Below are 21,393 nucleotides of genomic sequence, written 5' to 3'. Positions count from 1 at the left end.
TAAAGATAAAAAAAAATCCTCTTTTGAAATTAATCGAAAGAGGATTTTTATAATTCGTTTAAAGAATAATTATACTTTTTGTGTTTGTAACTTAAGTACAGGATATTTTGCTTTTAATATTTCGAATGCTCCGAAAAGAATTGCGCCATAAATTACCGTCCCTTCTAAAAACCTAACTTCGAACGGAATTGCTCTTTCCAAGCATAACCAAAAACCTGCTAAATCTTGTGTATAAGATGAGTTTCTAAACCAGATCGGGAAATCGGTTACAATCCAATGAATTAATACAATAGTTAAAGTCGAAGCTAAAAAATTTGCAATAGTTATGTTTTTAAGCATTAATCTTCCAACTAAAACCATTAATGCAAATGCAAAGTAAACTACGTACCAGCCTTCATATAAAAACCCACTGCTGTATTTACTAAAAATGGTTGTCGATAAAACAAAATCGCTTAAAAATAAACTTAACAACGGAAAAGCAAATGCCTTTAAATTATCCTTAAAGTAAGCACCACCAAAAAGCGCAACCGCACCAATTGATGAGAAATTAGCAAACTTTAATTCATCTGAATTAAATGTTACCAGTAAGCGGAAGCCCGTGAGCACCAATATCATTAATAATAACAATATTGTACGTGGGTTAAATTTTAAGTGAGCCATGTTATTTCAAGTATTTAGTATAAGGCACTAAATATTAAATTTAATGCCTTATTACAAAGTTAATTTTTTATTAGCGGATATTAAAACTTACGCCTGTATTAAAATTGAAACCCAAGCTGTTATAGCCGATAATTTCATTGTATTTTTCGTTTAATATGTTTTTAGCATCGAAAAATATTTTAACACGTTTATTAGCTAACGAATATTCTGCATAAGCACTTAATAATTTGTAAGCAGGTAAAGTATCAACAGTGTATGTGCTAAAGTTACCATCAGTACGACTACCGAAATAACGATAATTAGCACTAACATATAAATCGGTAGTTGCCTGTACACCAGCAGTTATGCCGAAAGTATTTTTCGGTCTGCGGAAAAGATAATCTGCAATTGCATTATCAACGAAGTTAAATTCATTTCCTTCAACATAAGCATAATAGCCATTTAAGTTAAATTTACCGAATTTAATTGCTGGTTCAACCTCAAAACCTTTAGTTTTTTGGCTAACTTGGTTAACATAACCTGCTGGAAAAGCATAAATAATTGCATCTTTCAAATCGCGTTTAAAACCAGCTACTCTTAAAGTGAATTTTTCATCAGCAAAGCTGAAGTTTACACCAGCTTCGTAATTTTGAGATTTTTCTGGTTTCAAATCTAAATTTGCACCGAATTGACCGAATAACATATTCAAAGTAGGCACTTTGAAAGCTGTTGAAACTGTACCAAATAACTTTACTTCTTTAATAATGTTTATGCTTGGCGTAATTGAATACGTATAGTTTTCACCATATTGTTCGTGTTTATTGTATCTACCACCAACCTCTAAGTTAAAAACACTTAAATCATGCAAAAACAATGAACTATAAGCCGCAAATATATTTGCTTTAGGTGCTGTAGCTGCCGATGAAAGTTTCATTACTCGGTTATCAATACCCACCAATAAATCTAACTTATCGTTTAGTTTTTGGTTGTAAAATACATCTACGATAGAGATTTTTCCTTGAGAAAAACTAGGAAAAGAGCTATGCGAATCGTTCGAAGTGCTTTCGTAACTGTAGTTTAATGTTACTTTTCCTGTTGCAAATTCATATTTAGCGTTTGTACCTGCAGCAACATTTTTCAAAATAGAATAATTTCCAGCATCTACAAAAGCACCACCATCAAAACTATAGTTTCCATAATAATAACGCACAAATGGATTTACTGAAAAATGCTTATCCAATTTGATTCCGAAATTTGCATTTAAGGCACCAGTTCTGAATCCATCTTTATCAAACTCTGCATTGTTTCCTACTGGATTAGCCGCTTCAGAAATGCCGTTTGTTTTATTCTGAGTGTAGTTAACATTATAAGTAAAACCATCAACACCACCATTTAAACCAATAGTTCCTTTTAAAGTTTCGTAACTACCAATACTGGCAACTCCGTAAATGGTATTGCCTTTTGGTCCGCCTTTTTTAGTGATGATATTAATTACACCAGCAACTGCATCAGAACCATAAATGGTCGATTGACCGCCTCTTAAAATTTCAATATGGTCGATTTGATCAATAGATAATAAGCGTAAATCGAACGCACCACCGTTTCCTGATGGATCATTTTGTACAATTCCATCGATTAAAACAACCGCATAAGCGCTACCTGCCCCACGGAAAAATACCGATTTGTTTAAACCTGGATTGCTACTCGAACCTGCTACAATAATTCCTGCTTGCTCGCTAATTAGCTCGGGCAAAGATTTACCATGACTACGCTCTAAAACTTCTTTACTGATAATGGTTACAACTTTACCAGTCTGAGATTGTTTCTGATCATTTTTTGTTGCAGTGATTACAACATCTTTTAGTTGTAAACTGTCTTGTGCATTAGCCGATTGACTAACTGTTAATTGAACAAGCCCCAGGCCTGCAGCAATTAAAATTCTTTTTTTGTTCATTTGATTGTGAGTTTTGCCCACAGCCAACAGATTAGGAAAGGAAATGAAAATACGAAAAACGTTAAGTACCTCAATCCTAGCTTCAATCCCCGAAAGCTATGAAATTATACGCTAAGGCAGGTCTTCTGACTTGCTCCCGTTTTTTACTGCCTTCCCGAATCAGAATTGAAACAGTGGCTTTTTGAATGAAAAAACGTTATAGAGCTTACAGCTGCGGGACAGTTGCAGAATTACACTGCATTCCCTTTTAATTCTGGTTGTAAAGCCAGAAACCAAAAGCGCTGCAAAAGTAGACATTAAAGCTGAAACAGCAAACACTATTGCGAAAAGCTTTTTATTCTATTTTAATAAACGATTAAGAAATGATTATTTTAACTTTATTATCAAACCCGAGCTATGAAATATATCTTCCTTTTGGCATTTTCTGTAATGAGTTTATCTACTATGGCACAGCAAACAGATACTGTTTTTCTAAAAAAATTAATGCAAGCTAAACCAGAATTCTTTAGCAACATCTTAAATCGTCCAGATCATAATCAGGTTCAAATACTTTATACACAGGTTAATCGCGATATGAAAAATAAACCGAGCTTTAAAAGTTACAGTTATAATTTAAATCCACAACATTACTTCTATCCTGCCAGTACCGTAAAACTCGCAGCTGTAATTTTTGCATTAGAGAAAGTGAATCGCTTAAAAAGTTCAGGAATTACAGTTAAAAGTACCATGATTACCGACAGTGCTTTTAAAGGTCAAACAAAAGTATTTAAAGATACTTCTTCAAAAAATGGGCTACCATCTATAGAGCATTATATTAAGAAAATTCTTTTAACCAGTGATAACGATGCTTTTAACCGTTTGTTTGAGTTTATCGGACGGGCAGAATTGAATGAGAAATTGAAGAAAAATGGCTTAATAAACAGTAGAATATTAAATCGTTTGGCCATCGGTGATGCAGGTGAAAATGCAAAACATACAAATCCTATTAAGTTTTACAATGGCAACAAACTTGTTTACAGTCAGCAAGCGCAATACGATCCAAAGGAATATGATTTGGTTTTAACGAACACCATAATGGGAAAAGGCTATTTAGATAGTGCGGATAAATTGGTCAATAAGCCTTTCAGTCTGGAGAACAAAAATGCGTTTCCCATTAACGATCAGCAAAAGTTGATGCAAAAACTTATTCTACCTGAAGCATTCCCAGCTTTAGAAAGATATGATTTAACTAAGGCTGACTATAAATTGATCTATACCTATATGAGTAAATTACCTACTGAAAGTAATTTTCCAAAATACGATGAAAAAGAATTTTGGCCAACTTATGCGAAAATGCTGTATTACGGACGAGAAAAGAATGTTGAATTAGATCCTAATATTAGAATATATAATAAATATGGAGATAGCTATGGCTACATAATCGATAATTCTTACTTCATAGATTTTAAAAACGGTGTTGAATATTTTTTAACAGCTGTTATTCAAAGTAACGATGATGGAATTTTTAATGATAATAAATACGAATATGAAACTGTTTGTTACCCTTTTATGAAAAATTTAGGTAGAAGTATTTATGAAGCAGAATTGAAAAGAACAAAAAGTAACAAAGCTAATTTGGCCAAATTTAAAATGGATTATAAATAAAAAAATTAATAAAAATTGACTTACAAAATTTTAAATATTTTGTAAATTTAATTCAAATCGTCCCCTTAAAATAGTAATAATTAATTTTTAACTTAATAATTCAGTAATGGGAAAATTTGTAATTAGTAAAAGAACAAACGGAGAATTTCAATTTAATTTAGTAGCTGGAAATGGTCAGGTTATTTTATCGAGCGAAGGCTATTCTGCAAAGCCAAGTTGCGAAAACGGAATCGAATCTGTAAGAAAAAACTCGCAGGATGAAACAAAATTCGAAAAGAAAAAATCAAGCAACGGGAAATCTTACTTTAATTTGAAGGCTACCAACGGACAAATAATCGGCTCAAGCCAGATGTATGAAAGTGAAAGTTCGAGAGATAATGGAATAGAATCTGTTCAGAGCAACGCTCCCGATGCAACAATAGATGATCAAACACTTTAAAAACAAAAAAGTCCTGATTTGCATCAGGACTTTTTTAATATTATAATCGCCGAAGCGAAAATTTCTATTTTACTGCATCAATTACAGCTTTGAAAGCCTCAGGATGATTCATTGCTAAATCAGCTAATACTTTACGGTTTAAACCGATTTCTTTTGAAGCTAGTTTACCGATTAATTGAGAGTAAGAAATACCGTGCTGACGAGCACCTGCATTAATACGTTGGATCCATAATCCGCGGAATTCTCTTTTCTTAACCTTACGGTCACGGTATGCATATTGCAAACCTTTTTCTACTGTGTTTTTAGCAACAGTATAAACTTTACTTCTTGCTCCCCAATAGCCTTTGGCCATATTAAGGATTTTCTTTCTTCTTCTTCTCGAAGCTACTGCGTTTACCGAACGTGGCATGTTGTTGTTGTTTTTTGGCAAGCGGCGTTCCGTTTAATCGGAAACTTAAAGCCTGATACCTGGTGAATTAATAAATTACTTTCCGATACAAAGCATACGCTTAACGTTACCAGTATCTGCTGCTGTTACCATGCTAGCATTTCCTAGTGCACGTTTACGTTTAGTGCTCATCTTGGTTAAGATGTGACTTTTGTATGCGTTGTTTCTTTTGATTTTACCTGTTCCAGTAAGCGAAAAACGCTTTTTAGCACTGGAATTGGTTTTCATTTTTGGCATAACCTGTTTTTTAATTTATAAACCTATTTTTATTTTTTTGCTACTTTAGGCGCAACTGTTAGGAACATACGTTTACCTTCTAACTTAGGTAATAACTCTACTTTTCCTACATCTTCCAAAGCCTGGGCAAATTTTAATAATAAAATCTCTCCCTGCTCCTTATAAACAATTGCTCTACCTTTAAAATGCACATAAGCTCTAACTTTTTCACCGTTCTCTAAAAAGCTTATTGCGTGTTTAAGTTTAAACTGGAAATCGTGATCATTTGTATTAGGACCGAAACGAATCTCCTTAATAACTGTTTGCTTAGCGTTTGATTTAATCTCTTTCTGCTTTTTCTTTTGCTCGTAAACAAACTTGCTATAATCAATAATTCTACAAACTGGAGGAACAGCGTTTGGAGAAATCTCTACCAAATCCAATTCCAGTTCATCAGCAAGTGCCAAAGCTTTCGCCAAAGGATAAATCCCTGGTTCAACATTATCGCCAGCTAAACGCACTTCGGGCGATTTTATGTACTGATTAATGTTATGCTCTGCTTCTTTTTTCTTAAAAGGTGGACGTGGTCCCCTGTTAAATCCTGGTCTTCCTAATGCCAAATGTGTACTATTTTAATTTAAACTGTTATTTCTTTTCTTAATAAATTGTTGAATTCCTCCAACGTCATTTCACCTAAATCGCCTTCGCCATGTTTTCTAACCGAAACTTTTCCTTCGGCCATCTCTTTATCACCGATAATGAGCATGTAAGGGATTTTTTTAACCTCCGCGTCGCGTATTTTACGACCGATTTTCTCATCACGAAAGTCAATCAGCCCGCGAATATCGGAATTATTTAGTTCATCTAAAACTTTTTTTGCATATTCTTCATATTTTTCTGAAATAGGAAGGATTGTAAATTGCTCTGGACTTAACCATAATGGGAAGTTTCCTGCGCAATGTTCAATTAAAACAGCAATAAATCTTTCTAAAGAGCCAAATGGAGCACGGTGAATCATTACTGGTCTATGCTTTTGATTATCGCTACCAGTATATTCTAATTCGAAACGCTCTGGTAAGTTGTAATCTACCTGAATAGTTCCTAACTGCCATTTTCTACCTAAAGCATCTTTAACCATAAAATCTAGCTTCGGACCATAAAAAGCCGCTTCACCATATTCTACAACTGTATTTAATCCTTTTTCTGCTGCAGCTTCTATAATTGCATTTTCAGATAATCGCCAGTTTTCATCAGAACCAATATATTTCGACTTGTTCTCTGGATCTCTTAACGAAATTTGAGCAGTATAGTTTTCAAAACCTAAAGATTTAAATACATAAAGCACTAAATCGATAACTTTTTTAAATTCTTCTTTAACTTGTTCTGGCATGCAGAATAAGTGTGCATCATCTTGAGTAAAGCCACGTACACGAGTTAAACCATGTAATTCACCACTTTGTTCGTAACGATAAACTGTACCAAACTCTGCAAAACGAACTGGTAAATCTTTATAAGAACGTGGTTTTGTTTTATAAATCTCGCAGTGGTGCGGGCAGTTCATTGGTTTTAAGAAGAACTCCTCTCCTTCTTGTGGAGTTTTTATTGGCTGAAATGAATCTTTACCATATTTCTCCCAGTGACCAGAAGTTACGTACAGATTTTTGTGTCCAATATGTGGCGTAACAACCTGCTCATAACCAGCTTTAGCTTGTGCCTTAGTTAAAAAATTAACCAAACGCTCACGTAAAGCAGTTCCTTTGGGTAACCATAAAGGCAAACCCATTCCTACTTTTTCAGAAAAAGCAAATAACTCCAACTCTTTTCCAAGTTTACGGTGATCGCGTTTTTTTGCTTCCTCAATCATTGCAAGATATTCGGTAAGCTCGCTAGCCTTTGGAAAAGTTACACCATATATACGTGTTAACTGTTTTTTAGTTTCATCGCCTCTCCAATATGCGCCAGCAACATTCATCAGTTTTACTGCTTTTACAAAACCAGTATTTGGAATATGCGGACCACGACATAAATCGGTAAACTGACCTTGAGTATAGAAAGTAATTTTTCCGTCTTCTAAGCCATCAATTAAATCAAGCTTGTACTCATCACCTTTTTCGGTAAAGTATTTAATTGCATCAGCTTTGCTTACACTTTCTCTAACAAAAGTTTCTTTTTGCTTAGCCAATTCAATCATTTTAGTTTCGATGGCTTTGAAATCATCCGAAGAAAATTCTTTCTCACCAAAATCTACATCATAGTAGAAACCAGTTTCAATTGCTGGTCCGATACCAAATTTAGTTCCTGGATAAAGTGCTTCTAAAGCCTCAGCCATTAAGTGAGCTGATGAATGCCAGAAAGCTGATTTTCCAGCTGTATCATTCCAGGTTAAAAGTTTAACAGTAGAATCTGCTTCGATTGGACGTGTTGAATCCCAAACTTCGCTATTAACTTCGGCTGCTAAAACGTTTCTTGCTAAACCCTCAGAAATTGATAATGCAATTTGATGGGCAGATGTGCCCTTTTCGTACTGACGAACTGAGCCGTCAGGTAAAGTAATATTAATCATCTACAACTATGATTTTGTTCCTTGTTCTATCTAAACTTCGGAACGGTTTAAAAAAAAGTTATTTCTTAATCACATACAAAGTGATTTTATTTTGTGCAAAGATGCTGTTTTTCCCACTGAAAAGCAAGTTTTCCTATAATAAATCATCACTAAACCAAACCCATAATTATTTTACGACCTAAATTTTAGCCACTTATTTTTTAAATAATTACGTAGAGGAATATCTAAAAACACCATAACCAGATAAGCAAAAACTACAAGCAGGATTACAGAAACTGGAATTATCAATTTCAATAAAGACATATCGGGCTTGGTGGTTGTAACATAAGTTAGAAAAATCCACAGGAAAGGATAATGCGTCATATATAATGGATATGAAATTTCTCCCGATAACTTACAAAGCTTTTCGAATGATGATGTTAAGGTTGCACCAGAGCCTAATGCTACTAATAATGGAAAATAAATTAATACGATAATCGGTTCGGTGATCCAATTGTATTCATTTGAATATGGCATCAAAAACGCGAAAAGCAATAAAATCGAAACCCCTATAAATCCTAATTTGTTTTTAATAATCCAATTGAAGCGATAAACCAGCATTCCTGCCAAGAAGGAATAAAATACGCGAGCACCGCCATCCCAAAATGTAGTTCCACCCCATCCACCAGATAAATTAGTTGTTTTAGTGGCAACATAAAAAAGTAAGCCCGCCGCAATTAATGTTAAAATCAATAAATATTTCTTGCCGATTTTATAAAGCAGAAATATGTAGAAGATGTTGGCAATATACTCCCAAAACAAGGACCAGCTAGGCGCATTTAAGTTAAATAAATTAAAAAAGCGCTCTTCAACTATTGGATACGGAATAAGAAAAAGTGATGATAAAAACAATAATGTCGTTTTACCAAAGCCGTACACAGGATATAGGCTAACAAAAGGATCGAAAATAAAAGTTAATAAACCCAGTACAGACCCAATAATAACTAATGGATGTAAACGAATAAGTCTTAATTTGAAAAACTGTGTTATTCCGACATCTTTAGCTTTTGCATCGTAGGCGTACGCGATAACAAAACCAGATAAACAAAAGAAGAAATCTACTGCCAAATAGCCATGACCAATGAAATTCTTACTATAATCAGTAATGGCGATTTCCATAAAATGAAAAATCACAACTGCTATTGCAGCTAAACCTCGTAACCCATCAAGAATTTCAAAATGTTTCTTCGTTTTAAGTAATGTATTATCGTTTTGCATTAGGTTGTTTTTAATCTGCATCAATAATAATCATTTTGTATTTGGCTTAAAAAAATCAGAAGCATTAAAGTCGAGTGTAATTGGAAATATACATTCTATTTATATGATGAAATTTTCCGCATAAAAAAAGCCTGCTTAATTAAATTAAGCAGGCTTTCCAAAAATTTATTTTTTTTTGAAACTAGTTAACCATAATAACTCTTTGTCCGCCACCTGGTCTGTTGTTTCCATTACCACGGAAACGTTTCATCATGTTTTCCATTTTAACTTTATATTCTGCATCAGTTATTGGAGTTGCTTTTTTCGGAGCAGTTACATCTTTTACACTTACATTTCTGTATTCGATACTTTTTGCAATTGTGCTAGTACCTCTGCCTTCTATAGCTAAAACGGCACCTTCTGTCCACATATTTGGATTTGGAGAAAAATCAAAGCCTAAATCTTTTGTATACCAAATATGAGTTTCTTCCGTAACATCTTTATCCATATCTAAAATTTTTACAGATCTGGTTGATTTTACGATAACTTCATGGCAAGTAATACCAGCAATTTGCTTAGTTGCATCGGTTTTAACTACTTCTATTTTTGGAGGAACAACTGGTTTGGGTTTAGTTGTGTCATTTGGGTTGTTTCTTCCCATTCCACCACCAAAACCAATTCCTGCGGTTGTGTTTAACTTTAAACTACTTTGCATCACGTAGCTTGTATCGCTAAGATCAAAAACTTCGACTAATTTTTTATCAGCAAATGTGTAATAATATTCTCTATTTCCACCTGCGCCACCAAAACCTCTCATCATACGACCCATACCACCGCCACCGCCGCCAGCACCATTACTATCTTCTGTTTCTTCTACAGGCATATAACTTGCATTAGTTGCATTAAACAATAATTCGAAGTTAGATTTACTTGTTGAAGGCATTCTTGCAGCCATTTGTTCAGGAATTTTAACGCCACTTGCCGCCATCATTGCAGCAGGATCAATTACGGTTTCAAATTGTATTGCTCCAGAAGTTTTTTTTTGCGCACTTGCTACTGATGCGATTGATAAAACTCCTAGTAAAGCGAAAAGTATTTTTTTCATCTTATTTATATTTGATTTTTAAAGGTGATGAAGCTGTCAGGGTTTTATTTTAACATTAGTTTTGCTAAACCATAATAGCTTCATTGTTTTGTGTTTTGTTGTTTAGATGCTAAATCGCAAAAAAGGTTTAATAAAGGTATTTTAGATTTAACGTAAAGCTTGTTAAAAAGTGTTAAATAACTAGAAATCAGAGGTAATAATCTTGTTAGTATTCGGTACTTTCTAACCAGCCATTACATAAAACATCTGCAATGTGCATGGTTTTTATTGGTAGATTATTTTTATCGATATAACCTTGAAGATGTAATAAACATGATAAATCGGTTGAAATAATGTAATCAGCTTTTTGATCTAAAGCATGATTTACCTTTTGCTCGGCCATTGCCGAAGAAATTGCATCGAATTTAACTGCAAAGGTACCGCCAAAGCCACAACACATATCAGTATCTTTCATCTCAAGCATTTCTAAACCATGAACTTTCGATAAAAGCTGACGAGGTTCATCTTTAATTTTGCATTCGCGTAAAGCACTACAAGAATCATGGTAAACAGCCTTACCTTCTAATTCTGCCCCGAAATAATCTTTTTTCGCAACATTGATCAGAAAATCAGAAAGTTCCCAAATGTTAGATTGCAGGCTACGGCATTTATTATGAACGATTGTGTTAGTGAATAAATCGTTATAACCACCTTTTACCATACCTACACACGATGCTGATGGCGCAACGACATATGTATTTTCTGTAAAATCACTTAAAAATTTAGTACCAACTTCTTTTGCTTCATCCCAGTAACCAGCATTGTAAGCTGGTTGGCCACAACAAGTTTGCTTTGAGTTGTATTCTACTTTACAGCCAGATTTTTCTAATAATTTTAACGTATTAAAAGCGGTTTCGGGATATAACTGATCTACAAAACAGGGAACAAACAATTCTACTTTCATCTATTATAATTACGATTCGAGCTACAAACTTACAATTTTACAGCTTCTTTGCTTTCGATTTTTTTCAAGATTAATAAAAACACTAAACCAATTACGAAAAATGATGCAAGTGCAATTATAGATTTACGCATGTCATGCGTAATTCCCTCAATTAACGCAAAGCTGAATAATCCTAATACAATGGCTAGTTTTTCGGTCGCATCATAAAAGCTAAAAAATGATGCTGTATCAGTAGTATTTTCGGGAATATGTTTAGAATACGTAGAGCGAGATAAGGACTGGATCCCTCCCATAATTAACCCAACCACTGCAGCTAAAGCATAAAACTGAGTTGAATTGGTAATAAAATAAGCCAGTACGCAGCAAGTTATCCATACTACAACTACACCTGATAATACATTTATATTTCCAACCTTTTTAGCTAAAAGCGACATCAGCCATGCGCCTAAAATGGCAACCAGCTGAATAATTAAAATTACGGCGATTAAACTTCCAGATTCTAATTTCAGAACTTTAGCACCAAAACCAGCCGCTGCAAGCATAATCGTTTGAACGCCCATTGAGTAAGCAAAAAAGGCTATTAAATAGGTTTTCAAAAACTTCATTAGTTTCAGCTGATTCCAAACTTTAACAAATTCACCGAAACTACTTTTAATTATTCCTTTGCCTGATGAGCCTGCGCTTGGTTTATCTCTCGGCAGCACCTTAAATGGAATTTGAGCAAATGCTAACCACCAGATACCAACTAATAAAAATGATATTTGCGCAGGAAGCGCTGATTTTTCGGCAATTCCAAATAAACCTGGTTTTAAAACAAAAACGAAGCAAACTAATTGCAAAATTACACTTCCTATGTAGCCATAAGCAAAACCCTGAGCACTAACTTTATCTTGTTTATCTACTGACGCTATTATAGGCAAGTAAGAATTATTAAACATTACACCGCCTACATAACCCATTGCGGCTAAAACAAAACAAATTATTCCTAACTCCAAATGTGCTAAATCGAAGAAGAACAAACCCATACATGCAATCGAACCAACATAAGTAAATAATTGCATAAAAAATTTCTTTTTGCCTTTGGCATCGGCGTAAGAAGATAGCAAGGGCAACAAAACAACCATTACTAAATAAGCTAATGCCAATGCATAATTAGATAGAACTGTATTTATAAATGTTTTGCCAAAAAAAGTTACTTCATCGCCATGCTCTTTTGTTGTAGTTATGGCAACATAATAAACTGGAAAAATTGTTGAAGTTATAACCAAATTATAGGCCGAATTTGCCCAATCGAAGAAAGCCCATGAACGGATGGTTTTCTTATTATCTTTTTCTATCATTTGAATTTTAAGGAGGTTAACTATTTCGAATGCATTAATTTTCTTAACTGTTGTAGCTGTTTAACCAATTTCTACAATTATTATGATAACCATATGGAGGTTAAAGATAATACTTCTTCCCATCAGTTTTAATTTTGCCAGCATCTAATAATTCACGAATAGCCTCGATACGTTCGTTTTCAGTGCCACTTTTTGTATTGATAACTAAATCATCTAAACTCAAAGCTTGTTGTTGAAGTAAAGAAACAATTTCAAAATCTATTTCATCATTAATTTGGCTTTCATTTTCTACTCGCTTTTCTGCTAAACAAACATCGCAGACACCGCATTTCGACGCATTATGCTCGTCGAAATATGATAGCAACTGAATATTGCGGCACACATTTGTAGATGCATAACCAACTACAGCATTTATCTGTTTAAGCAAAATTTCTTTGCGCAATTCCAGGTATTTTACATCCAAATCAAAATGATCCATATCTACGCGTGGCCTAACATATTGCAGTTGTGGTTGATCAGTTTGTTGGATATAGGTTAGTAATTCTATCGATTGTAATTTATTAAGCAGAGCGATAATATCTTTGTAGGATAAACCCGTTTTCTTTGCTAAATTGGCTTCATTAATTTTCACGAAACCATCGAATGCACCACCGTGAGAACGTAAAATAGTCTTGATAATACTATCGTAAGCTTTATTTTCAATCTGGAAGCGATAAATATCTTCGTGACTGGCAATAAACATCATCCTTGAGGGAAGAAAAACACTTTCGGATAGGGTAAGATAGCCGTCATGTTCTAAGAATTTTAAAGCTGAAATGGATTTTAAAACACTAATATTAAATCTTTTACAGAAATCAGCAATATCAAAAGTAAAGGTCAAACCCTCGCCTGCACCAAAAGCCAATTGAAAGTAATTCCCTAAGTAATGGTAAACTTTTCTAATTTCATCTGGCGAAGGAAAACTATCGATGTAACGCGATTCAAGACTTAAAATATCAGATTGATTGGCCAATAAAACAGCATAACTTCGTTTTTCGTCTCGACCTGCCCTACCTGCCTCCTGATAATAGGCCTCCAAACTTTCGGGTAAATCTAAATGCACAACAGTTCGAACATCTGCTTTGTCAATACCCATTCCGAAAGCATTTGTAGCTACCATAATACGGGTTTTATTAAGTTTCCAATCTTCTTGTTTTTGAAAACGAATATCGCGTTCTAAACCCGCGTGATAGAAATCGGCCTTAATTTGATTGCGATTTAAGAAATTAGAAACCTCTGCTGTTTCCCTTCTGTTGCGAACATAAACCAATCCAGTTCCTTTTACATTTCTACAAATTTCAATCAGTTTTTTATATTTATCTTCCTTATTAAAAACCACATAACTTAAATTATCTCTAGCAAAGCTTTTAACAAAAACCTGTGGATCTTTCATCTCTAATTTATCAACAATATCTCTTCGAACAAATTCAGTTGCCGTTGCCGTAAGTGCTAAAACTGGTACATCTGGATGAATTTCTCTAAGCTTTGCAATTTGTTGGTAAGGCGGACGAAAATCGTAACCCCATTGCGAAATGCAATGTGCTTCATCAACAGCAATTAGGTTAACGTTCATATAAGAAATCCGCACGCGAACTAAATCAGAAAGTAATCTTTCGGGTGATAAGTAAAGAAATTTGATTTTGCCATAGATACAGTTATCCAGCAGAATATCGATTTCGCGTTTACCCATTCCTGCATAAATAGCGATAGCATCAATTCCTTTAGATTTCAGATTTTCTACCTGATCTTTCATCAGGGCAATTAATGGTGAAACTACGATGCAAATACCTTCATTTACAAGTGCAGGAACCTGAAAACAAACAGATTTACCACCACCAGTTGGCAAAAGCGCTAAACTATCATTTCCTTCTAAAACGGAATTAATGATATCTTGCTGTAACGGTCGAAAAGCTGGGTAACCCCAATATTTTTGTAAAATCTCTATTGCTGTCATAAATCAGGCTTACCAAAACTATAAAAAAGCTTGTTATATTACTAAATTGCGCCACAATTAATAAAAAATTAGATGAAAAAACTCTACTTTCTATCGGCGCTTTCACTCCTATTTTTCACTTCAAATGCACAAGAAAAGAAATGGGATGTAGAAAAATACATGGGAACAACCAAAAACTTTACTTTAAATACTGATGAAGGAACGTGGATGAATCTGGATGTGAGTCCAGATGGCCAAGAGATTGTTTTCGATTTATTAGGCGATATCTATACGATGCCAATTGCTGGCGGCCAGGCTAAATTAATTAGTGGTGGTATTGCATACGATGTTCAGCCTCGCTTTAGTCCTAACGGAAAATATATTTCTTATACCAGTGATAAAAGTGGAGGCGACAACATTTGGATTATGAGTCGCGATGGTTCGAACAAAAAACAAGTTACAAAAGAGACTTTTAGATTATTAAATAACGCAACTTGGATGCCAAACAGCGAATATGTTGTCGCTCGGAAGCATTTCACGGCAGGTCGCTCTTTAGGTGCTGGCGAAATGTGGATGTACAGTATTAATGGTGGCGATGGTGTACAATTAACTAAACGTAAAAATGATCAGCAAGATGCTGGAGAACCAAACGTTTCGCCAGATGGCAGATATCTTTATTTTAGTGAAGATGTAACTCCAGGACCCAATTTCGAATACAGTAAAGACCCAAACGGAACAATTTATGCTATTCGCCAATTAGATTTAACTACGGGAAAATTAACTACATTAATAAATGAACAAGGAGGTGCCTGTCGTCCTCAGGTATCTCCTGATGGGAATTTAATTGCTTTTGTAAAACGTGTTCGTTTAAAATCTACTTTATATGTTCAAAATATAAAAACTGGCGAAGAGTGGCCTGTTAACGAAGAGTTATCTCATGACCAACAAGAAACCTGGGCTATTTTTGGCGTTTATCCCAATTTTGCCTGGATGCCAGATAGCAAAAGCTTAGTGTTTTATGCGAAAGGAAAAATCAGAAAAACCGAGATTGGAACCCTTATTAACTCTACAATTCCGTTTCAGGCAAACACAGTTCAAACTGTTCAGCAAGCTTTACATTTCGAACAACAGGTTTTTAGCAATGATTTTTCAGCAAAAATGTTGCGTCAATTAACAACATCGCCAGATGCTAAAACAATTGTTTTTAATGCTGCAGGATATCTTTATAAGCAAGAATTGCCAAATGGTGCACCAGAAAGATTAACAAATGGTACTGATTTCGAGTTTGAACCTTCTTTTAGTCCAGATGGAAAGTTTGTAATTTATACGAGCTGGAGCGATGAACTTCGCGGAGCGATTAAAAGAACTGACTTAAAATCTGGTAAAACAATTACGCTGAGTGATGAAAAAGGATTTTATTATTCTCCTCAATATTCTACCAAAGGTGATAAAATTGTTTTTAGAAAAGGAAGTGGAAACGATGTTTTAGGTTACAACTATGGCCGTGGAACAGGAATTTTCGTTATGGCTGCAAATGGTGGAGCCAAATCTTTGGTTTCAGAAAATGGTATAAAACCATCTTTCAATAATACAGATACCCGTATTTATTTCCAAAGTTACGCAGATGGAAAAAAAGCTTTAAAAAGTATCGATTTAAATGGGGCGAACGAAAGAACGCATTTTACTTCTCAATATGCAAATCAGTTTGTGGTTAGTCCCGATAATAAATATGTAGCTTTCAGTGAACTTTTTAACGTTTACATTACTCCAATGATTAACGTTGGCGTTGCTCAGGATGCATCGGCTGGAAATAAAGCGATTCCAGTTACAAAAGTAACAACCGATGGTGGAACTTATATACAGTGGAGTAACGATAGCAAGAACTTACACTGGACATTGGGTCCGAAATACTTTACCATTGATGTTAATGGCGCCTTTAATTTTGATGGCACTACCCCAAAAACTCAGGCAACTTCAATCGATATTAATCTTAAATTAAAATCGGATGTGCCTAACGGAATCGTTGCCTTGAAAGGCGCAAGGATTATCTCGATGAAAGGCGATGAAGTTATAGAGAACGGAACCATTTTAACCGATGGAAACAAAATTACTGCAATTGGTAAAGCTGATGCCGTAACTATTCCTGCAAATGCGAAAGTAATTGATGTAAATGGCAAAACAATTATGCCTGGAATTGTAGATGTACATGCGCATTTACGCACAAGTCCTGATGGAATTTCGCCGCAAAGCGATTGGAGTTATTTGGCAAACTTAGCCTTTGGTGTAACCACTTCTCATGATCCATCGAGTAATACGGAGATGGTTTTCAGTCAGAGCGAGATGTTAAAAGCTGGTAGAATGATTGGTCCACGAGTATATTCAACAGGTTCGATTTTATACGGCGCAGATGGCGACTTTAAAGTGGTTATTAATAGTTTGGATGATGCATTAGCGCATTTAAAAAGACTAAAAGCTGTTGGTGCATTTTCTGTAAAATCTTACAATCAGCCTCGAAGAGAGCAACGTCAGCAAATTTTAGAAGCTGCACGACAGTTAAAAATGGAAGTCGTTCCTGAAGGTGGCTCAACATTTTTTCATAATATGAATATGGTTACTGATGGACATACTGGAATTGAACACAGTATTCCAGTTTTACCAGTTTATAAGGATGTAACCACACTTTGGAATAATACAGATGTTGGTTACACACCGACTTTAATTGTTGCGTATGGCGGTCAATGGGGAGAGAATTACTGGTACGATAGAACCAACGTTTGGGAAAACGAAAAGTTAATGACTTACACTCCTCGTTCAATTATCGATGCAAGAGCAAGACGTAGAACTACCTCAGAATATAGTGATTACAACCATATTGATATTGCTAAAGCAACCAAACAAATTGCCGATGGCGGTACAAAAGTAAATCTTGGTGCCCACGGACAAATTCAAGGATTGGGTGCTCATTGGGAATTGTGGATGTTTGTTCAAGGTGGTTTTTCTCCACTACAAGCCATTAGAAACGCAACCTTAAATGGTGCAAGTTATTTGGGTATGAATAAAGAAATTGGCTCGTTAGAAGTTGGCAAATTAGCTGATTTAGTAATTATGGATGCAAATCCTTTAGATGATATTCGTAACTCTGAAAAGATTAAATACGTGATGATTAACGGTCGTTTATATGATAGTGCAACTATGAATGAGATTGGCAATAGAGACAAACTTCGTGGTAAACTATGGTTCGAAAATGCCAAAGGTAATGGTTACATCGTTCCGAACGGTGAATCAGAAACCTGGACTTATACTGTTCCACATTGTGATTAAATAGGCCGTCTGACTAGATAAGGAATGTGAGAAATATAAGATTTTGAGATTTTATGTATCTTATATTCCTTATCTGGTTGATAAATTGAACACTTAGATGCTGAAGTGAATTCAGTTATAAGGAACGGCTTCGGGATATGGCGGAAAGTATAAAAATTACAAAACCAATAATCCGAATTCTCGTAAAGTATTTATTGGTTTAGAATACCAGAACAATTCAAAATTCTCCATTTCAAATTCGAAATCAGCTTTAATTTCCTGAAATGAATAAATTTTATCTCCCGAAACCTTGATTTTTTCTAAAATCGAAACCAGCCATTCGCCTTCGTTTTTGTTAGTTTGAATAGTAAAACTTTCTTTCTTATCATGGAAGGTTATCGAGGCCATTTCCCATGAATTACCTTTTTTAGTTTTCGTAAAATATTCTGCATCAGGATTACTTCCTAACCAAACAACCTTAGCTGTGGGCTTCGTATTAAAGTTATTGTCTTCATTTATTGCTTTCTCAATAAAATCATTTGGAATTTTAGTTCTTGGAATTTTGAAGTCGAACCAATCTTGCAATTCATAATCAAAACAAATTCCATGCATAAAATTGAACAGTGATTTCTTCAACCCAAAACTAAATTTATTATGATCGATACCAGTTTTATCGATGTAATTGATATCGTTGTTCGCAAATGTTCCAATGGTTTCCGTTTCTTTAATCACCCCAAACTTTTCTGGGTACATTCCCACTGGACTATGTGCCGTCATTGCAAATTGGTGCCAGAAACCAGATTGTAAAATTCCAACTTCGAATAATTGACGAACCATTTCTAAACTATCGACAGTTTCCTGAACGGTTTGCGTTGGATAACCATACATTAAATAAGCATGAACCATAATTCCTGCCTCGGTAAAGTTTCTGGTAACTCTGGCTACTTGTTCAACGGTAACACCTTTATCAATCAGTTTCAATAACCGATCGGATGCGACTTCTAAACCTCCCGAAACTGCAATACAACCAGAAGCTTTTAATAAAAAACACAGATCAGCAGTGAAACTTTTCTCAAAGCGAATATTTGTCCACCAGGTTACCGCCAGTTTTCTTCGAAGAATTTCTAGCGCAACTTCACGCATTAAAGCTGGTGGAGCAGCTTCATCTACAAAGTGAAAACCATTTTGACCTGTTTTTAATGATAATTCTTCAATGCGATCTACAATTTGTTTTGCTTGAACAGGCTCATAAACCTTAATATAATCCAATGAAATATCGCAGAAGGTACATTTGCCCCAATAACAGCCATGTGCCATTGTGAGTTTGTTCCAGCGACCATCGCTCCACATACGATGCATTGGATTAACAATTTCGATAACCGAAATATATTTGTCCAAAAGCAAGCCCGAATAATCAGGCGTGCCTACATCAGCTTGTTTGTAATCTTTTCGAAAAGAATCATTTTTATAAACAACTTCTCCATTTTCGAGCAAAAAAGTCCGTTTATACATCTGCATTTCGGCAGGAACATTTTCGCTAATATTTTGAATTAACAACTCAATTGGCAGTTCACCATCATCCAATGTAATAAAGTCGAAAAACTCGAAAACCCTTTGATCGGAAAGTGAGCGCAGTTCAGTATTTGGAAAACCACCACCCATCGAAATTTTAATTTCTGGATAATTTTGTTTAACCCATTGTGCTGAGCGAAATGCACTATACAAATTCCCTGGAAAGGGAACTGAAATTAAGAATAGTTTCGGCTGAACAGTTTCAATATATTCTTTTAAGATAGAAATTAGAATATTATCAATGTAGCTCGGCTCTTTACTCAGCGCATCATAAAGCTCATCAAATGAATTTGCACTCCTACCTAAACGCTCAGCATAACGGCTAAAACCAAAATTTTCATCAACGCATTCTACAATGAAATCAGAAATATCTTCGAGATAAAGAGTTGCTAAATGTTTTGCTTTATCTTGGGTTCCCATGGCGCCGAATGCCCAATCTAATTCTTCCAACTGCGCAAATCTAGAAGCCTGAGGAAGAAAATCATCCCCACAAATTTGTAATGCCAAGGTTGGATTTTTCCCTTGCAAAAAATCAATTACAGAATCTATCGTTTTTAAATATTCATCTTTTAAAGCCAAAATGCGCTTAGAATTTGCACTTAAGGGTTTAGTATTTTTGTTTTGAAATATATGTGTTAAACCCTGTTTCGAAAACATCTTGAGAATTACTTCAATACCTAGATCGGCTTGTGTAGAACTGATGTTTTTGGTGTTTAAAAAGCCTTTTATATACGCCGTTGCTGGATAAGGTGTATTCAGTTGTGTAAAAGGTGGCGTAGCGATAAAAAGTTCTGTCTTCAAAAGAAATATTTAAAATGCAAAAGTAAAGGAATTTTAGAAGATTAATTGTTTTTAATGTGGGTTATTACACTCTCATCATTTCAAGCGAAGCCAATAAATTTTTGTAATTGGATTCCTCGTTTAAAAATCTCTCCATTTCGCCGTGCTCCAGCCGAAAAGAAGTCAGCTTAAAAACATGTTAAACTAAATCAATAATCCAAACGTTTTACAATTACATCAATACTGTTTTTACCTAAATGAAAGTTTTCAATTTCCTTTTGCTGATGCTATTTGCGCAAAGCGCTTTTGCTCAAAAAACGTTCTTATTTCCAAAGGTAAAACCGCAAGGTTCATCTATCGAGCAACTTACTCCTACCAACTGGACCGTTATTGAGACTGCAAACGGCGATTTGAATGCTGATGGAGTTGATGATTTAGCCGTGATTTTCGAATCAAATAAAATCATAGATGAAACGAGAACCTACGGCGATAATAACTCGGAAATTATAAAAGAAACTCAGAAACCAAGAATTTTGGCTATTTATTTTAAAGATAAAGCGACAGGAAATTTAAAATTATCTGCTCAAAACAACGATTTTATTCTGCGTTCGGAAGAGGGAGGCAAACTTGGTGACCCGTTGCAACAAATTGCAATTAAAGATCAGCAATTATTTTTAAGGTTTGCAGGCGGCAGCCAGTGGCGATGGGAATTGGGATATACCTTTAAATTTCAGGACAAGGATTGGTTTTTAACCAACGCAATAAACTTGTATTTTAACCAAAATACTGGCGATATGACGGAAAGAATTTACGATTTTAACGGTCGACAATTATTTACTACAGTTGGCAATTTGCATAGAAGGGATATTGAAAATCGAAAAACGAGTGAGGTTTTATTTTTTAGTCAGCTGCGAACTTTTAAAACCTTTAAAAAGCCTTGGGCTTGGGAAATTATGCCAAATGTTTATTTGTAGAAATAGCTAAATATAAATATATTTTCAAATGAATTTCAAATTGCTAAATTGATATAAAGCAGTTAAGGGAGAATTATCAAAAGATATTCTGTCTTGATTAAAATAAACCAGATTGAAGTGGTAATATTTTTTGGTGCAATACTTTAATATGATTATAACATAAACAAAAATATTAAAACGAAAAGCGGGGATACCGCAACCGAAAAATTACAGGAACTTGCTTTTCAAATTTTATTCAATTTTTATACTTTTCGCGATCAATTTTCCA

16 protein-coding genes and 1 riboswitch are annotated in these 21,393 nt (G+C 34.7%); of the genes, 4 read left to right on the top strand and 12 right to left on the bottom strand.

Annotated features, from left to right (window positions below; all coding sequences use genetic code 11):
- Positions 1–69: 69 nt before the first annotated feature.
- Together ACZZZI_RS16955 and ACZZZI_RS16950 are read right to left on the bottom strand one after the other, a co-directional pair.
- Complete coding sequence (locus tag ACZZZI_RS16955; protein WP_463490162.1) at positions 70–660, bottom strand: DUF6580 family putative transport protein; 591 nt, start codon at positions 658–660, stop codon at positions 70–72.
- A gap of 70 nt (positions 661–730) precedes the next feature.
- Complete coding sequence (locus tag ACZZZI_RS16950; protein ID WP_463490160.1) at positions 731–2,593, bottom strand: TonB-dependent receptor plug domain-containing protein; 1,863 nt, start codon at positions 2,591–2,593, stop codon at positions 731–733.
- A 98-nt stretch (positions 2,594–2,691) separates the two neighbouring features.
- Positions 2,692–2,885, bottom strand: a riboswitch (cobalamin riboswitch).
- A gap of 104 nt (positions 2,886–2,989) precedes the next feature.
- On the opposite strand from ACZZZI_RS16950, the gene ACZZZI_RS16945 reads away from it, so the two are divergent.
- Together ACZZZI_RS16945 and ACZZZI_RS16940 are read left to right on the top strand one after the other, a co-directional pair.
- The gene (locus ACZZZI_RS16945) at positions 2,990–4,237 is read left to right on the top strand and encodes a serine hydrolase (RefSeq protein ID WP_463490158.1); all 1,248 of its coding nucleotides are present in this window, start codon (positions 2,990–2,992) and stop codon (positions 4,235–4,237) included.
- A gap of 106 nt (positions 4,238–4,343) precedes the next feature.
- Positions 4,344–4,676 (top strand): YegP family protein, encoded by a 333-nt coding sequence (locus tag ACZZZI_RS16940; RefSeq protein WP_424056239.1) that lies wholly within the window; start codon positions 4,344–4,346, stop codon positions 4,674–4,676.
- 64 nt (positions 4,677–4,740) lie between these two features.
- Here ACZZZI_RS16940 and rplT read toward each other — a convergent pair whose 3' ends face one another.
- The 9 genes from rplT to ACZZZI_RS16895 all read right to left on the bottom strand — a co-directional run bounded on the left by rplT (position 4,741) and on the right by ACZZZI_RS16895 (position 14,520).
- Complete coding sequence (gene rplT, locus ACZZZI_RS16935; RefSeq protein ID WP_123206121.1) at positions 4,741–5,085, bottom strand: 50S ribosomal protein L20; 345 nt, start codon at positions 5,083–5,085, stop codon at positions 4,741–4,743.
- A gap of 75 nt (positions 5,086–5,160) precedes the next feature.
- A complete protein-coding gene (gene rpmI, locus ACZZZI_RS16930; RefSeq protein WP_056872807.1) occupies positions 5,161–5,361 on the bottom strand; it encodes a 50S ribosomal protein L35 in 201 nt (66 codons plus the stop codon).
- 29 nt (positions 5,362–5,390) lie between these two features.
- Complete coding sequence (gene infC, locus ACZZZI_RS16925) at positions 5,391–5,960, bottom strand: translation initiation factor IF-3 (protein ID WP_055911781.1); 570 nt, start codon at positions 5,958–5,960, stop codon at positions 5,391–5,393.
- Between the two features lie 17 nt (positions 5,961–5,977).
- Entirely contained in the window at positions 5,978–7,903 is a 1,926-nt protein-coding gene (gene thrS / locus ACZZZI_RS16920) for a threonine--tRNA ligase (protein ID WP_463490155.1), read from the bottom strand.
- Positions 7,904–8,074: 171 nt separating this feature from the next.
- Complete coding sequence (locus ACZZZI_RS16915) at positions 8,075–9,160, bottom strand: acyltransferase family protein (RefSeq protein ID WP_463490153.1); 1,086 nt, start codon at positions 9,158–9,160, stop codon at positions 8,075–8,077.
- 181 nt (positions 9,161–9,341) lie between these two features.
- The gene (locus ACZZZI_RS16910; protein WP_344768964.1) at positions 9,342–10,244 is read right to left on the bottom strand and encodes a hypothetical protein; all 903 of its coding nucleotides are present in this window, start codon (positions 10,242–10,244) and stop codon (positions 9,342–9,344) included.
- Between the two features lie 205 nt (positions 10,245–10,449).
- Positions 10,450–11,187 (bottom strand): (Fe-S)-binding protein, encoded by a 738-nt coding sequence (locus ACZZZI_RS16905; protein ID WP_463490151.1) that lies wholly within the window; start codon positions 11,185–11,187, stop codon positions 10,450–10,452.
- Positions 11,188–11,216: 29 nt separating this feature from the next.
- Positions 11,217–12,527, bottom strand: a complete 1,311-nt coding sequence (locus ACZZZI_RS16900; RefSeq protein WP_424056231.1) for an MFS transporter — start codon at positions 12,525–12,527, stop codon at positions 11,217–11,219.
- 100 nt (positions 12,528–12,627) lie between these two features.
- A complete protein-coding gene (locus ACZZZI_RS16895; RefSeq protein WP_463490149.1) occupies positions 12,628–14,520 on the bottom strand; it encodes a RecQ family ATP-dependent DNA helicase in 1,893 nt (630 codons plus the stop codon).
- Between the two features lie 72 nt (positions 14,521–14,592).
- On the opposite strand from ACZZZI_RS16895, the gene ACZZZI_RS16890 reads away from it, so the two are divergent.
- Positions 14,593–17,820 carry an amidohydrolase family protein gene (locus ACZZZI_RS16890; protein WP_463490147.1) on the top strand — a complete coding sequence of 1,076 codons (3,228 nt, stop codon included), beginning with the start codon at positions 14,593–14,595 and terminating at the stop codon, positions 17,818–17,820.
- A gap of 156 nt (positions 17,821–17,976) precedes the next feature.
- Here ACZZZI_RS16890 and ACZZZI_RS16885 read toward each other — a convergent pair whose 3' ends face one another.
- On the bottom strand, positions 17,977–20,172 hold the full coding sequence (locus tag ACZZZI_RS16885; protein WP_463490145.1) for a B12-binding domain-containing radical SAM protein: 2,196 nt from the start codon (positions 20,170–20,172) through the stop codon (positions 17,977–17,979).
- Positions 20,173–20,408: 236 nt separating this feature from the next.
- Between ACZZZI_RS16885 and ACZZZI_RS16880 the strand changes: the two genes are divergently transcribed.
- Positions 20,409–21,125 (top strand): hypothetical protein, encoded by a 717-nt coding sequence (locus ACZZZI_RS16880; RefSeq protein ID WP_344768976.1) that lies wholly within the window; start codon positions 20,409–20,411, stop codon positions 21,123–21,125.
- Positions 21,126–21,393: the final 268 nt, after the last annotated feature.

The organism is Pedobacter sp. AC190, from assembly GCF_979258025.1.
The sequence above is the reverse complement of the archived record's forward strand: the minus strand, read 5'-3'. Positions and strand labels throughout refer to the sequence as shown.